The 13,902-nt window shown below is 70.8% G+C and carries 15 protein-coding genes; 4 read left to right on the top strand and 11 right to left on the bottom strand.

Features of this window, described 5'->3' with window-relative positions; all coding sequences use genetic code 11:
* Positions 1–19: 19 nt before the first annotated feature.
* From FOJ82_RS08290 to FOJ82_RS08270, 5 genes are all read right to left on the bottom strand, one after another.
* Positions 20–2,704: an aminodeoxychorismate synthase component I gene (locus tag FOJ82_RS08290; protein ID WP_185975686.1), complete on the bottom strand. Its 2,685-nt coding sequence runs from the start codon at positions 2,702–2,704 to the stop codon at positions 20–22.
* A 73-nt stretch (positions 2,705–2,777) separates the two neighbouring features.
* On the bottom strand, positions 2,778–3,443 hold the full coding sequence (locus FOJ82_RS08285) for a GNAT family N-acetyltransferase (RefSeq protein WP_143938025.1): 666 nt from the start codon (positions 3,441–3,443) through the stop codon (positions 2,778–2,780).
* A gap of 9 nt (positions 3,444–3,452) precedes the next feature.
* Positions 3,453–3,758, bottom strand: a complete 306-nt coding sequence (locus tag FOJ82_RS08280; protein WP_143938024.1) for a hypothetical protein — start codon at positions 3,756–3,758, stop codon at positions 3,453–3,455.
* Positions 3,755–4,792, bottom strand: coding sequence for an L-glyceraldehyde 3-phosphate reductase (gene mgrA, locus FOJ82_RS08275; RefSeq protein WP_143938023.1), 1,038 nt, complete (start codon positions 4,790–4,792; stop codon positions 3,755–3,757). Before mgrA ends, FOJ82_RS08280 begins: the two co-directional genes overlap by 4 nt.
* Before the next feature lie 74 nt (positions 4,793–4,866).
* A complete protein-coding gene (locus FOJ82_RS08270; RefSeq protein ID WP_143938022.1) occupies positions 4,867–5,532 on the bottom strand; it encodes an O-methyltransferase in 666 nt (221 codons plus the stop codon).
* 87 nt (positions 5,533–5,619) lie between these two features.
* On the opposite strand from FOJ82_RS08270, the gene FOJ82_RS08265 reads away from it, so the two are divergent.
* Genes FOJ82_RS08265 through FOJ82_RS08255 form a run of 3 tightly spaced genes read left to right on the top strand, consistent with a single transcriptional unit; the run spans position 5,620 to position 9,412 of the window.
* Positions 5,620–6,816 carry a pyridoxal phosphate-dependent aminotransferase gene (locus FOJ82_RS08265; protein ID WP_143938021.1) on the top strand — a complete coding sequence of 399 codons (1,197 nt, stop codon included), beginning with the start codon at positions 5,620–5,622 and terminating at the stop codon, positions 6,814–6,816.
* Positions 6,817–6,875: 59 nt separating this feature from the next.
* The gene (locus FOJ82_RS08260; protein ID WP_143938020.1) at positions 6,876–8,099 is read left to right on the top strand and encodes an anaerobic sulfatase maturase; all 1,224 of its coding nucleotides are present in this window, start codon (positions 6,876–6,878) and stop codon (positions 8,097–8,099) included.
* Positions 8,100–8,110: 11 nt separating this feature from the next.
* Entirely contained in the window at positions 8,111–9,412 is a 1,302-nt protein-coding gene (locus FOJ82_RS08255; RefSeq protein ID WP_143938019.1) for a hypothetical protein, read from the top strand.
* Positions 9,413–9,418: 6 nt separating this feature from the next.
* Here the strand turns inward: FOJ82_RS08255 and FOJ82_RS08250 are convergent, their stop codons facing one another.
* The 4 genes from FOJ82_RS08250 to FOJ82_RS08235 all read right to left on the bottom strand — a co-directional run bounded on the left by FOJ82_RS08250 (position 9,419) and on the right by FOJ82_RS08235 (position 11,068).
* Positions 9,419–9,616 carry a putative acetyltransferase gene (locus FOJ82_RS08250; protein ID WP_143938018.1) on the bottom strand — a complete coding sequence of 66 codons (198 nt, stop codon included), beginning with the start codon at positions 9,614–9,616 and terminating at the stop codon, positions 9,419–9,421.
* 10 nt (positions 9,617–9,626) lie between these two features.
* On the bottom strand, positions 9,627–10,031 hold the full coding sequence (locus FOJ82_RS08245) for an NUDIX domain-containing protein (protein WP_143938017.1): 405 nt from the start codon (positions 10,029–10,031) through the stop codon (positions 9,627–9,629).
* A gap of 37 nt (positions 10,032–10,068) precedes the next feature.
* Complete coding sequence (locus FOJ82_RS08240; RefSeq protein WP_143938016.1) at positions 10,069–10,494, bottom strand: VOC family protein; 426 nt, start codon at positions 10,492–10,494, stop codon at positions 10,069–10,071.
* A gap of 79 nt (positions 10,495–10,573) precedes the next feature.
* The gene (locus FOJ82_RS08235) at positions 10,574–11,068 is read right to left on the bottom strand and encodes a flavodoxin domain-containing protein (RefSeq protein WP_143938015.1); all 495 of its coding nucleotides are present in this window, start codon (positions 11,066–11,068) and stop codon (positions 10,574–10,576) included.
* Positions 11,069–11,173: 105 nt separating this feature from the next.
* Here FOJ82_RS08235 and FOJ82_RS08230 point away from each other — a divergent pair, with 105 nt between their 5' ends.
* Complete coding sequence (locus FOJ82_RS08230; protein WP_143938014.1) at positions 11,174–12,301, top strand: 6-phosphofructokinase; 1,128 nt, start codon at positions 11,174–11,176, stop codon at positions 12,299–12,301.
* A 237-nt stretch (positions 12,302–12,538) separates the two neighbouring features.
* Here FOJ82_RS08230 and FOJ82_RS08225 read toward each other — a convergent pair whose 3' ends face one another.
* Together FOJ82_RS08225 and FOJ82_RS16460 are read right to left on the bottom strand one after the other, a co-directional pair.
* Positions 12,539–13,639 (bottom strand): GTPase, encoded by a 1,101-nt coding sequence (locus FOJ82_RS08225; RefSeq protein ID WP_143938013.1) that lies wholly within the window; start codon positions 13,637–13,639, stop codon positions 12,539–12,541.
* On the bottom strand, positions 13,636–13,902 hold a 267-nt coding region (locus FOJ82_RS16460; protein WP_221933078.1), incomplete at its 5' end, for a hypothetical protein. The genes FOJ82_RS08225 and FOJ82_RS16460, both read right to left, overlap by 4 nt.

Here is a 13,902-nt window from a genome sequence, read left to right as displayed (position 1 = left end):
GCTCGCTCCCAGGCAACTGTCAAGGGCCCGGCGGGCGTGCGAGGAAGTTCGCGAGCATGTCATGTCCGCGGTGGGTGAGGATCGACTCGGGGTGCATCTGCACGCCCTCCACGGGGTGCTCGCGGTGCCTGACCCCCATGATCACGCCCGACGCGGTCCGCGCCGTGACGACGAGGTCTCCCGGCACCGACGTCGGCTCGATCACCAGCGAGTGGTAGCGGGCGCACGACAGCGGGCTCGGCAAACCGGTGAAGACGCCTACGCCGTCGTGGTGCACCAGCGACGGCTTGCCGTGCACCACCTCCGCGGCGCGCACCACCCGCCCGCCGTAGACCTCGCCGATCACCTGGTGGCCCAGGCAGACGCCCAGGGTGGGGGTGGTGGGGCCGAGCCTGCGGACCAGCTCCGCGCTGATGCCCGCGTCGTCCGGGGTGCCGGGGCCGGGCGAGATCACCAGGTGGGTGAACTCCCCGGCCGACCGCCTCGCCACCAACGCGTCGACGTCGGCACCGTCATTGCGCAGCACCTCCGTCGTGGCGCCCAGCTCACCGGCGTACTGGACCAGGTTGTGGACGAACGAGTCGTAGTTGTCGACGAACAACACGCGCGCCGGCCCCGCAGGCCGCGTGCTCCCCCGGCGCCCGCCCGTCGGACCGGGAGCAGGCGCGGCCCCGCCGTCGCGCAGCAGGGCCGCGACCGGGCCCGCCGACCACCGGCCGACGCCCGGGCAGTTCGTGACGGGCACCGTACCCCGCAGGGCGTTGGTGACGAACACCTCAGAGGCGCGGGTCAGGTCGGCGGTGGTGAGCCGACGCTGGTGGACTCCGATTCCGGCCGCCCGCAGCCTCTCCAGCACGCGGGCCCGCTCGGTGCCGGGCAGGATGCGGCCGTCCAGCGGCGGGGTGTGGACGCCGTCGTCGAGCACCACGAACAACGATCCCCGGGCGGTCTCGAGGACGGAGCCGTCGGTGTCCACGAGCAGCCTGTCGCGGCCCGGGACGTGGGGGCCGAGGGCGTCGCGGTCGGCCCACTTGTGCGCGCCCCAGCCCCCGGCGACCACCTGCACGTCCAGTTCCCACGCTGCCGGCTCCTCCCGCAGTGGGGCGAGGGCCAGCCTCAGCGCCACCTCGGATCCGCCGCTGGGCACGGCGTCGATCCTGAGGCGCTGTCGGCCCGTGGAGCCGGCCACCCTGGCGGCGACGGCAGACTCCAGTCCGGCGCGCACCGTCGTGCCGTGCAGGGCGCGCACCGAGGCATCGAGGCGGGCCAGGTGGGCGTCGAGGTCGACCGCATGGCCGTCCACCACGAGGACCGTTTCGAAGACGGCACGGGGTCCTTCGAGGCTCGCGGCCGTTCGCACCCCAGGACGACTGGAGGTGGGCACAGTTCTCCCCCCGGGGTGCGAGCTCGTGAGCCTCGAGGGGCCAGCAGGCCGGGCCCCGACCGCCAACAGGATCGGCTCGGCCTTGGTGAGGCACTCCGTCTGCTCCAGCGAGGGCACGGAGTCGGCGACGATGCCGCCGCCCACTCCCAGCCAGGCGCGGTCACCTGACAACTCGAGGGTGCGGATGGCCACGTTCAGCTCCAGCCCGGCATGGGGGCTGAGGTGGCCGACGGCCCCGGTGTAGGCCTCGCGGGCGGTGGTCTCCTGCTGGGCGATCACCTGCATGGCGCGCACCTTCGGCGCCCCGGTGATCGAGCCGGGCGGGAACGTGGCGCGCAGCAGGTCGGCATCGGTGAGGTCGCGGCGGAGGTGGCCCACGACGTCGGAGACCAGGTGCCAGACGCTGTGCCGCTCGGCGCGGACCATCGCCGGCACCCGCACGGAGCCCGGTTCGCAGACGCGGCCGAGGTCGTTGCGCATCAGGTCGACGATCATGATGTTCTCGGCTCGGTCCTTGGTGGAGGCGACGAGTTCCGCCGGGTCGGCCGTCAGCGGCGCGGTGCCCTTGATGGGCGAGGTCAGCACCTCGCGGCCGGTGCGGCGCAGGAAGAGCTCGGGGGAAAGGCTCACCACGGCCCCGTCGTCCCAGGCCACGTAGGCGGCGTAGGCCGGGGCGATCGCCTCGACGCCGGCGCAGAACACGTCCAGCGGGTCGCCGGTGAAGCGCGATTCCAGCCGCTGGCACAGGTTGGCCTGGAAGATGTCGCCGGCGACGATGTGCTCCTGGACCCGCGCGACGGCGGCCTCGTGCTCGGCCGGGGCCGGCACGGAGCGGAACGGGGTGAACTCGAACGGGAGCCGTCGGGAGGCGCCGGCGCCGTCTGCCGGGAACAGCTCGGCGGAGAGCTGCTCCACCCAGGTGGCCAGGGCGTCGGGGCCGTCGAGGGACTCGGCCCACCAGGTTCCGCGGGTGCGGCGCAGGACGTGGCGGTAGTGCGCCAGCACGTGGTCCGGTTGCGGGTCCGGGCGGGGCGGCTCGGGCCCGACCTCCTCCAGGCGACGCGCCAGCCGGTAGCCCCACACGCCGAGCCAGCCGCCGCCGAAGGTGCCGTCGGTGGGGGCGGGCGGCACGTCGGCGATGTCGAAGGGATCCTCGTCGGGTCCGAGTTCGCGGTCGGGGTCCAGTGCGAGCAGCGCCTCGCCGTGGTGCCAGGCACCGACCAGCGCGACGATCCGCCGTCGGTGCCGCAGCCGTCGCAGCACCTCGGTGGGCGAGGCCGACAGCTGGTCGATCCGCTGCCGGCTCGCGCCCGTGCTCATGCCCGGCCCCGGGGGTCGGGTTGGCGGCCAGCTGGTCTGGTCGGGTTCACGGTCCCAGCCTTGGCAGGCACCCTCAGGACCCCGCCGGGACGGCGCCCAGCAGGGTCCGCAGTTCGGGTGTGACGCCGCTGACGGTGACTTCGACGTCGGGCCGCACGAACGTCTCGGGCGTGACCGCCACCCGCTGCAGCTCGACCCGGCGTTCACCGTTGAGCGAGACCTCGAAGCCGTCGAGGGCGTAGCCGCAGTGGCGGGATACGGCCAGCGAGGCCGCGTTGCCGACGACGGCGGAGGACTCCGCCCGCACCGCCCCGAGGTGGTCGAAGGCGAGCACCAGCACCATCTGGCGCATCAGCGTGCCGATGCCGCGTCCCTGCGCGTCCAGGCGCAGGTAGGAGCCGGAGCCGACCACGCCGAGCTTGGCGAAGTGCTTCGCGCTCAGGTCCTGCGACCCGACGAGGCGCTCGCCCTCGAACACGCCCAGCGGCAGCTGCCAGTCCTCGGGCCCGACCGACGAGCGGGCCGCCCACTGGAACTGCAGCGAGTCGGTCAGCCGTTTGGCCGGGTCCCCCTGGGTCCAGGCGAACACGTGGGGCGCGTCGTCGTCGGCGAAGATCGGGGACGAGACCAGCTCCGCGTAGGCGGGCAGGTCGGAGTCCCGGAAGACCCGCAGGGTGATGTCCCCGGCCCGCACGGACAGGCCGAAGGGCGGGTAGAGCTGCGCCAGTTCGTCGATCACCCCGTCACACTAGTGCTTCGCGGGACCCGTCCCGTTCCCGGCGAGCGCCCAGCCCTCGAGGTCGATGGCGACGTTGACGGCGTCGCGGATCCTCGGGCCGTGGTCGGTCCAGGTGTGGTCGTCGGCAAGCCAGGTGACGACGGCGCCGTCCTCCAGGACGACCCGCGTCAGGACCCCGTACTGCAGCAACGGTCCGAGGGTTCCCGGGGCGGCGTCCACCTCGCCGACCCCGAGCTCGCCCGTGTCCACCACCCAGCGGACCGCCTGCGGCTCGCCCTCGACCGCCGTCGGCTCGATGGGGCGGCGGCGACTCACTCCTCGATCGACTTCGCCCACAGGTTCACCCCGGCATCGACCGCGTGCTCGTCGATCGCGGCCAGCTCGTCGTCGCTGAAATCAAGGTTGTCCAGCGCACCCAGGTTGGTCTCTAGCTGCTCCACCGACGACGCGCCGATGAGTGTCGACGTCACCCGCTCGTCGCGCAGCACCCACGCCAGCGCCATCTGCGCCAGTTTCTGGCCGCGGGACTCGGCGATCTCGTTCAGCGCCTTGATGTGGGAGAACGTCTCGGCGGTGAGCTGGCTCTTCGGCAGGCTGCCGGGCCGTGCCATCCGCGAGTCCTCGGGGATGCCGTCCAGGTAGCGGTCGGTGAGCAGACCCTGGGCCAGTGCGGTGAAGGCGATGATGCCAAGGCCGTCGTTCTCGCAGGCGTTGAGCACGTCGGGCTCGATCCAGCGGTTGAACATGTTGTAGCTGGGCTGGTGGATGAGGATCGGGGTGCCCAACTGGCGGGCGATGTTGGCCGCCTCACGGGTCTTGGCCGCCGAGTAGGAGGAGATGCCGATGTAGAGCGCCCGGCCGGAGCGAACCGCCTGGTCCAGCGCCATCATCGTCTCCTCGATGGGGGTGTCCGGGTCGAAGCGGTGCGAGTAGAAGATGTCGACGTAGTCCAGCCCCATCCGCTTCAGGGACTGGTCGAGGCTCGCGAGGACGTACTTGCGGCTGCCGCCGCCCTGGCCGTAGGGACCGGCCCACATGTCGTAGCCGGCCTTGGTCGAGATGATGAGCTCGTCGCGGAAGGGCAACAGGTCCTGGGCGAAGATGGTGCCGAAGTTGATCTCCGCCTGGCCGTAGGGCGGCCCGTAGTTGTTGGCGAGGTCGAAGTGCGTGATGCCGGCGTCGAAGGAGCGACGGATGATGGCGCGCTGGGTCTCCATCGGCTTGTCGTCGCCGAAGTTCTGCCACAGCCCCAGGGAGATCAGGGGGAGCTGCAGGCCCGAGCGGCCCGTGCGGCGGTACGGCATCCGACCGTCGTAGCGGTCCGGATCCGGTGCGTAGGTGGGGTACATGAGCCCATCCTGCCCGATCCGCGCCGACTCGGGCGGCCCACCCCCTGCGGGACCGGCCGAATCCCCGGGCGCGGTCAGGCGAGGATGCGCGCGAGCGCGAAGCCGTCCCAGCCCTTGGCGCCGACGGTCTGGAGCGCGACGCCGTCGAGGCGCGGGTGGCTGCCGATGAGCTCGATCGCGGCCCGCGTCCCCGTGACGTCCGGGGCGTGCACGTCCGGGTCCACCACCTGCCCGCCGCGCACCACGTTGTCCAGCACGACGAGCGAGCCCGGGCGCCCCAGCTCGAGGGTCCACTCCAGGTAGTAGGGGTTGTTGACCTTGTCGGCGTCGATGAAGAAGAAGTCGAATGGCTCCTCACCGACGAGCCCCGGCAGCGACTCGAGGGCGGCGCCCACGCGGACCTCGACGACGTCGGCGAGGCCTGCGCGTGCGACGCTCGCCTCAGCCACGCGGGCGTGCTCGGGTTCGTACTCCAGGGTCACGAGCCGGCCGCCCTCGGGCAGGGCGCGCGCCAGCCAGATGGTGCTGTAGCCGCCGAGGGTGCCGATCTCCAGGATCCGCCGCGCCCCCATCAGCTGCGCCAGCATGTGGATGAACTTGCCCTGGTTGGTGGCGACGGCGATGTCCGGCAGCCCCGCCACCTCCCGGGCGCGCCTGGCCTCGATGAGGGCCTCGTCCTCGGCCACCAGGTGGGAGTCGTAGTAGTCGTCCAGCTTCGTCCAGAGTTCCTCGGCAGTCATCGCCAGCCCTTCCGGTGGATTCTCGAGGCCAATCTACGCCAGCCCCGGCCCGGATCCGGCGCCGCGAGCCTGTGGCAGGCTGACCCCATGAAGTTGTCGCGCCGGGCGCAGGTGCCGCCGTTTGAGGTGATGAGCGTGCTGGACCGGGTGGCCCAGCTGCGTTCCCGGGGCAGGGACGTCATCTCGCTGTGCGCGGGCGAGCCCAGCGGCGGGGCGCCGCCGGAGGTGCACCGGCTGGCCGCGGAACAGCACCTGGGCGGCGAGCCGCTCGGCTACTCCAGCGCGCTCGGGCTGCGTGAGCTCCGGGAGGCGATCGCCGGCCACTACGGGCGCTGGTACGGCCTCGACCTGGGCGCCGAGGACGTCGCCGTCACCACCGGCTCCTCCGGGGCGTTCGTGCTGACGTTCCTGGCCGCCTTCGAGCACGGCGACCGCGTGGCGCTGGCCGCCCCCGGCTATCCCGCGTACCGCAACATCCTCGCCGCGCTGGGGTGTGAGGTGGTGCAGTTGGAGTGCGGCCCCGCCACGCGGTTCCAGCCGACGCCGGCGCTCCTCGACGACGCCGTGGCGCGGCACGGTGAACTGGCGGGGCTGGTCGTCGCGTCTCCGGCCAATCCCACCGGCACCATGGTCACCCGCGCCGAGCTCGCCGACCTCACCGCGTGGTGCCGCGCCCACGATGTCCGCCTGGTCAGCGACGAGATCTACCACGGCATCACCTACCCGGCACCGGGCGCGAGCGACCCGCGCGGCGTCTGCGCCTGGGAGCTGGACCGCAGCAGCATCGTCGTCTCCTCGTTCTCCAAGTTCTGGGGAATGACGGGCTGGCGGCTCGGGTGGGCGTTGCTGCCCCAAGACCTCCGCGGCGGCGTGGACGCCTTGGCCGGGAACGTCGCGCTCTGCCCGCCGGTACCCGCCCAGCGGCCGGCGCTGGGGGCGTTCACCGAGGAGTCCTACCGGCACGCCGAGCAGCGGGTGGCCTCGTTCGCCGCCACGCGGGAGGTGCTGCTGACGCAGTTGGAACGGCTGGGCTGGGGCCCGGTGGCGCCCGCCGACGGCGCGTTCTACCTGTACGCCGGGCTCGGGGACAATCTGGGCGACCTGGCGGACTCCGCCGCGTGGTGCGGCGAGCTGCTCGAGCGGACCGGCGTCGCCATCGTCCCCGGCACCGACTTCGACCCCTTCCACGGCCGGGAGTTCGTCCGGTTGTCGTTCGCGGCCGGGGCAGACGCCGTCGCCGAGGCCGTGGAGCGGATCGTGGCGTTCCAGGCGTCGCGGGGCTGACCGCCCGGAACCGGACCCCCGGGGCGATTCCCCACCATCGCGTGGCGTAGGAATGGGGCATGCGCAGCCTGCCGTTCAGCGTCGTCTCCAAGCCCGCGGGCGCAGCCTGCAACCTGGACTGCTCGTACTGCTTCTTCCTGTCCAAGGAACTCCTCCACGACGCCGGGTCGCAGCAGATGTCGCCGGCCACCCTGCGCGCCTTTGTGGCCAACCAGCTCGACTCGCACCCCGACGGCGAAGTCACCCTCACCTGGCAGGGCGGCGAACCCACCCTGCGGGGGCTCCCCTTCTACCGGGAGGCCGTCCGGCTCGCCGAGGAGTTGAGGCGCCCGGGTCAGCGGGTGACCCACGCCCTGCAGACCAACGGCACCCTGCTCGACGACGACTGGTGCGAGTTCCTCGCCGCCGAGGGGTTCCTCGTGGGGCTCTCCGTCGACGGGCCGGCCGAGTTCCATGACGTCCACCGCGTCAACAAGGCTGGCCGCGGCACGCACGCGCAGGTGGTCCGCGGCTGGGAGTACCTGCAGCGCCACGGCGTCGAGACCAACGTCCTGTGCACCGTGAACTCCGCCAACGGCGACCACGGCCTGCGGGTCTACCGCTGGTTCCGCGACGAGCTGGGCGCGAGGTTCCTGCAGTTCATCCCGATCGTCGAGCGGGTCCCGGCCGAGGACCTGGCGCTTGCCGAGCAGGGCTGGACCGGGCCCGACGGCGCCCGACTCCTCTACCGGCAGGCCGGAAACGCCGTCACGTCACGCTCCGTCGGCCCGGCGCAGTGGGGCCGGTTCCTGTGCGAGGTGTTCGACGAGTGGCGGGCCCGCGACGTCGGCACCGTGTTCGTGCAGCACTTCGACACGATGCTCGCCGCCCGCTTCGGCCAGTACTCGCTGTGCGTGCACGCGCCGGAGTGCGGGACCGCCCTCGCCGTCGAGCACAACGGCGACATCTACTCCTGTGACCACTACGTCGAGCCCGGCCACCAGCTCGGGAACGTGCACACCGACGCGTTCTCCGACGTGCTCACCGGGCCGCAGCAGCGGGCGTTCGGCAGCGCGAAGCGCACCGCGCTGACCGCGCAGTGCCGACGCTGCCCCGTGCGCTGGGCCTGTCACGGCGGCTGCCCGAAGGACCGGTTCGGCACCTCCGTCGACGGGGAGGACGGGCAGAACCACCTGTGCGAGGGCTACTTCCAGTTCTTCACGCACTCGAGCCCCACCGTCGAGCGGATGGCCCAGTTGCTCAACTCCGGGCGCACCGCCGCCGAAGTCATGCGCGAGGGCTAGGCTGACGCCTCGTGGAGGGAACTTGGGGGAGGACGCTGTTCCTCGACGGCGTCGTCATGCCGGGGGTGCACCGCGGTGCCGACGCCTCCGCCGTGCTGCAGCGCCTGCGGCACAGAAACGTGCTCGGGTCGGTCGGGCGGCAGTCCTCCGACGCCGAGACCATCTCCCAGGGCGTCCACCCGTCCCGGTTCCCGCTGCTGCTGTGCATCGCGGCGACGCCGGACCTGCGCGTGCTGCTGCACACCCCCGGCGGCGTGCACCCGGGGCCGCACGTCAGCGTGCTGGCCGCCGACCTCGCGGAGGCCACGCAGTGCGGGGTGGAGGTCGCCGGGCACCGGGAGTCCGCCCCGCCACCGAGATTCGCCTCGCCCTCGTCGGAGCAGTTCAGCCGGGCCGAGACCGCACCACTCCCCGAGCCCGAGTTCCTCGCCCCCGCGGTCGCCACCCACGACGAGCCGCGGCCCACGGCGGTCGTGGTCCTGAGCCGGGGACCCATCGACACCATGACCTACCTCGCGGGAGTGGCCGGCGCCGCGCTGGACCTGTCCCGGTCCGGCTCCTGGTGGGTCGCCCGGTTCCCGGAGGCGCCACCGGCCCTGCACAAGGTGAACTGGGGCGAGCGGGACCTGCCCGTCCTGGTCCTGTCGAACCACCTGGGCGCGCGCCACGTCTCGCTGCTCGCCGACGAGGGCGTTCTCCCCGGGCCGTTCACCCTGACCCGGCTCCCGGACATGCGGGTCCCCTACTCGGGCGAGGAGCTCTCGCCGGAGGCCTCGCGGATCACGACGGTGCTGACCAACATGGCGTTGCAGCCCGGCTCCCAGGTCCTCGGCCTGCTGCAGCACCCCTCGTTCGGGCACTGCGAGGCGCGGTTCGTCGCGGCCGCCGTCCAGTCCGCCGCGGACGAGGGCTGGTTCTCCCGGGTGCTGGCCTCGCTCGGGATCCCCACCCTTGCGGGGGAGGTGTTCGAGGGGGCCGAGCCACCCGACTCGTTCCGGTTCAACCCGGGCGGGTTCTTCAACATGCTGCAGCAGTACCAGCGCTTCGACCGTGAGGTCGAGGTGATCCCGGGCAGGCCGTGGCACAACGCCATGGCGCGCCAGCCCTGGCTGCACGCGGCGCTGACCGCCTCGAGGCTGCTCCTCGGCCTCGTCGTGGCTGCGCTGGCGGTGTGGTCGGGGTTGTCCTGGTGGGGGATCGCGGTGGTGGTCCTGATGCTGCTGAACGCCTGGGACGCCGTGGCGACGTTCCGCACGGTCGCCTTCCGGTTGGAGCGCCGCCGGGAGCCGGGCCGTGAGGTCTCGCCCGGCTGAGGCGCCTCAGCCGGGGATGATCCTGGCGGCGATGACGGTGTCGAACCGGATCCGGACCGCACCGCGGCGCCGCGTCTCGACGACGAGGGTTTCCTCGTCACGCTCCGTGAGGGGCCCCACTGCGTCCGTGGCGGAACCGTCCTCGAGGCGGAACCTGACGGTCACCCTCTGCCCGATCGGGGCGCTGCGCAGTTTGTCCGTCATGCCGCAAACCCTAACCACTCAATTGGCCGGCCAGCACGGGGATGGCGGCCAGGTCACTCGGCAGCCACTCGACGTCGTACACCTGCGCGGCGGTGAGCCAGCGAACGGCGTCGTGGGAGTCGTGCGGCGTGGCCTCCCCGGCGGTGGTGCACCACCACAGCTCCATCTCCAAGGCTTCGTTGATCGGCCAGCGACCACCGCTGGGCGCGTCGAGCCGGCGGTGCACCACGACGTCCACCAGCAGCTCCTCGCGGATCTCGCGCTCCAGTGCCGCCGGTGCGCTCTCCCCCGGCTCGACCTTCCCACCCGGGAACTCCCACCGACCCGCAGGGGGCGTGGTCCGACGCGCCGCCAGCACCCTCGAGGGCGCGGCGACGTCGTCGACCAGCAGGGCACCAACCACGAGCCGCTTCACGCGGTCAGGCTAGCGCCAACCCGACCCAGCGAGGGCCTCAGCTCTCGGGTCCGGGGGTGTCCACCTGCCACATCACCCCGAACTGGTCGCGCACCTGGCCGTAGGTGTCTCCCCACGGCGCGGGCTCGTACGGTAGCTCGACCGACCCGCCGGCAGCGGTGAACTTGTCGATCAGGTCCCGGGCCTCCTCCTGGGTGTCCGTCAGGATCATCATCGAGTAGACCTCCGACGAGGCGCCGGGTGGATCCTCGCTGAGGGAGTCACCCGCTCGGAGCTCCAGGGCGCCGCCGGTGAGGCTGGCGTGGGCGACGGTGTCCGGGCCCGGCTGCACGGGGAAGTCCGAGGTGTCCAGACCGGTGTAGTCCATCACCTCCAGCTCCCCACCGAAGACGGACTGGTAGAACTTCATGGCCTCGGCGGCGGTGCCGGGGAACTCGATGTAGGCAACGGTTGAGATGGGCATGTGTTTCCTCTCCTGTCGGCTGCCAACATCGTCACACGCAGCACTGACACCAGGGAAGAGCCCGGCGGCCCGGATGCGATCAGGCGGCGGGCACCCGATCGGCCAGGACAGCCGCCCACGCGCGGATCGTGCCCGGGGAGACGTGGTCCTTGGGGGCCGCCTGCATGGTGCGCATGAAGACCCGCTTCCAGAAGCTGACCCGCTCAGGCACGTAGCGCCCGGCGAACGACTCCTGCGCCACCGGCGCCACCAACTGGGCCGCGGGGCGGTTGTAGTCGAGGGTCTCGTCACGCTTCATGGGGTTCGCGGCGTTGAGGCAGACGTTGAACAGCGCGGTCCGGCCCGCGAGGACGGAGCCGTGGGCGGACAACCAGTCCAGGGCCTCGGAGTACCAGGCCGTGGCGTGGATGCCGCTGCCGACGACCACCAGGTCGAAGCCCTCGGGCGAGGGTCCCTCGGCCACCGGCACCGTGTCGACGTCGTGCCCGGCCCCCGCGAGGGCGTCGGCGAGGATGTCTGCGACGTCGGCGGTGGCCCCGGCCCGGGTTGCGTGGGTGATGAGGATTCGTGCCATGCCCGGCACGTTAGGCCCGGGGCCTCTGGAGATAACGGGCGGGGTCCCCCAAGCAGGTGCACGGCCGGTATCGTCGGGACTCCCAGAGCCGAACAGGGAGTAGTCATGGGCGCATCGAAGCGAATCGGAGTCCTCACGGCAGGTGGCGACAGCCCCGGCCTCAACGCCGCCATCCGCGGTCTCGGCAAGGCCGCGATCGGATCCCACGGGATGGAGCTGATCGGTTTCCGCGACGGCATCCGGGGCCTGGCCACCGACCGCCACATCGAGCTCGACAAGGCGATGCTCTCGGGCATCCTGACCACGGGCGGCACCATCCTCGGGACGAGCCGGGACAAGGTGCACAAGATGGAGGTGGACGGCGAGGTCCGCGACATGACTGGCGAGATCGCCGACATCGTCGAGAAGAACAAGCTGGACGGGCTGGTGCTGCTCGGCGGCGGCGGCACCGCGAAGAATGCGTTGCGGCTGGCCAAGGCTGGGCTCAACGTGATGCACCTGCCGAAGACCATCGACAAGGACGTCGCCCACACCGACAACACCTTCGGGTTCTCCACCGCGCTCGAGATCGCCACCGACGCCATCGACCGGCTGCACTCGACCGCGCACAGCCACCACCGCATCATCCTTGCCGAGATCATGGGCCACAAGGCCGGGTGGCTCACCCTCGGCGCAGGCATCGCCGGTGGCGCGGACGTGATCCTGCTGCCCGAGATCCCGTTCACGGTCGAGTCGATCTCCACCGCCATCCAGCACCGCCGGGAGAAGGGCACCAACTTCAGCGTCGTGGCCGTCGCCGAGGGCGCGCGCGACCTGGTCGCCACCGCTGAACTGCAGGCCGCCGAGCGCCTCGTGAAGGACGCGAACACCCCGGAGGCCAAGGCCGCAGCGAAGAAGCACCTCGCGTCGGTGGAGTACGAGCACCGGGAGCACACCTTCAAGCTCGCGCACGACCTGGAGGAGGCCACGGGGTTGGAGACCAGGGTGACCATCCTCGGCTACGTCCAGCGCGGCGGAATCCCCTGTGCCGAGGACCGGCTGCTCGGCTCACGCATCGGCTCCGCCGCCGCGGACCTGATCGCCGAAGGCGAGTGGGGAGTGATGGTGGGCTCCAAGGGCGACGACACCGAGCCCGTGCCGCTGGAGGACGTGGCGGGGAACCTGGCGCTGGTCCCCACCGACCATGCCTGGATCCGCACCGCCCGGAACGTGGGGACGAACCTGGGCGACTGAGAGTTTCGACGACGCTCGTCCCTCGCTGCTCAACCTGCTCCGCTAGGTTTCGACGACGCTCGTCCCTCGCTGCTCAACCCCCGGTGGTTGAGCAGCCCGCGCGAGCGGCAGCGAGCCGGGCGTCGTCGAAACCAGGGCGGGACCCCCGTCTGAACTGCAGCAAGGCCTGCCACGCTCCAGTGCAACACGACGCCGAGGTGTTCCCACCTATCAACTGCTAGTCCGCGGCCGACCATGTCAGACCGTCGTATCACCCGGTTTCCTCCGAGCCTGCTTGAACGCCTCGGCCAAGGCATCCCCCAACATCCCGCTGAGGGCGAGGTCATTCAGGTCCAGTTCGCCCTTCCAGTGCCGGCTGCAAAGGTCCGCCCAAGCCCACCCGACGAGCCCGGTGATGGAGGCCGCCACCCCTGCGTTGATGACAGAACCTGCACCGGGAATCAATTTCAAGAGTTGGCCAACGATAGTCCTGCCCGCCACCACGGTCAGCGACTGGGTAAACGCGGCCACCATGGCCATTGTTTCAAGCGAGATACCGTACATCCGCGCAATCTGTCTCATCATCCCGAGTTGAATCGCGATCAGAACCGGCGCATCGGCTGCTGGCAGGGGCACGGCCCCTACCGCCGCAGCGGAAGCAACAGCCGCCGCAATAATCTTCTTAGTCGCCACACTTTTGCCACGTTCGCTTACGCGCTGGGCCTGGTCTAGGGCCTGAGTCACCCCCTCTGGTGCGACCCGTCGTGTAGCGTCAAGAAGATCCTCAAGGCCGAACGCCTCGGTGCCGACGAACGGGTCGGGCTTCGCACTGACAGCGACGACCTCGCGTGCAGCTAGTCCCCGTGACAGTAGGTGTCCCAGAAACAGGTCAGCATCAGGAGACAAGGTCCCACTCCTCCGCGGTGTCTGGGTAACCACCAAGATCACAGGCAACCCCTGTTCACTCAGTTTTTCGAGTAACTCCACCTGATTGTCGTCAAACCGACGATCAGAAGCCTTGATGCAGTACCACACCCCGTGGATGGCATCCGCGCGATCCGATTCGATACGTTCTTGGTAGATGCGCCGAAAGTCTTGGATGAAGCCCTTCATTTCCTCAAAGCTCTCAGCACCCCGGAAGTCGTAGAGCCCCAAGGTTTCTTCCTTATTGACATGCAGGCGAACAGCGTCAGTCACCGGCCTCCCGATGCCCGTCCTAGCTACTTCCTCACCAAACATCGCGTTGATGAGAGTGGATTTGCCGACACCCGTCGCCCCTAGCACGGCCAAGTTGAACCTGGCGAGGGCAGGAACGTCGTTCCAGCCTTCCTCGGCGGCCCTCTCCTCTGCACTCGTCACTTTGCTCGCCCCCGTAGGTCGTTGATGGCCTTCTCGACAGAATCCAGCTTGCGTTTGGCGGACTTGGACGCAGGAGATCGCTTGCCCTTGTCATCGAGCGCCCAATGCAGTTGGGCCTGCACTAGGAGTTCGTCCCGCATCGCCTCCAGCAGTTGAGTATTCGAGCCTGACGGGACCACTGGATATTGCCTCTGGGAGCCAGCGATATTGACGTTGGGGGCCACCGGTGGCGCTGGTGGGGGCCGGGGGCCGTCCACCAGCGC

Origin of the sequence: Tessaracoccus rhinocerotis (assembly GCF_007197885.1) — a bacterium.
Classification (GTDB): domain Bacteria; phylum Actinomycetota; class Actinomycetes; order Propionibacteriales; family Propionibacteriaceae; genus Arachnia; species Arachnia rhinocerotis.
Note: the sequence above shows the minus strand (reverse complement) of the source record. Positions and strands in the feature narration are given on the sequence as shown.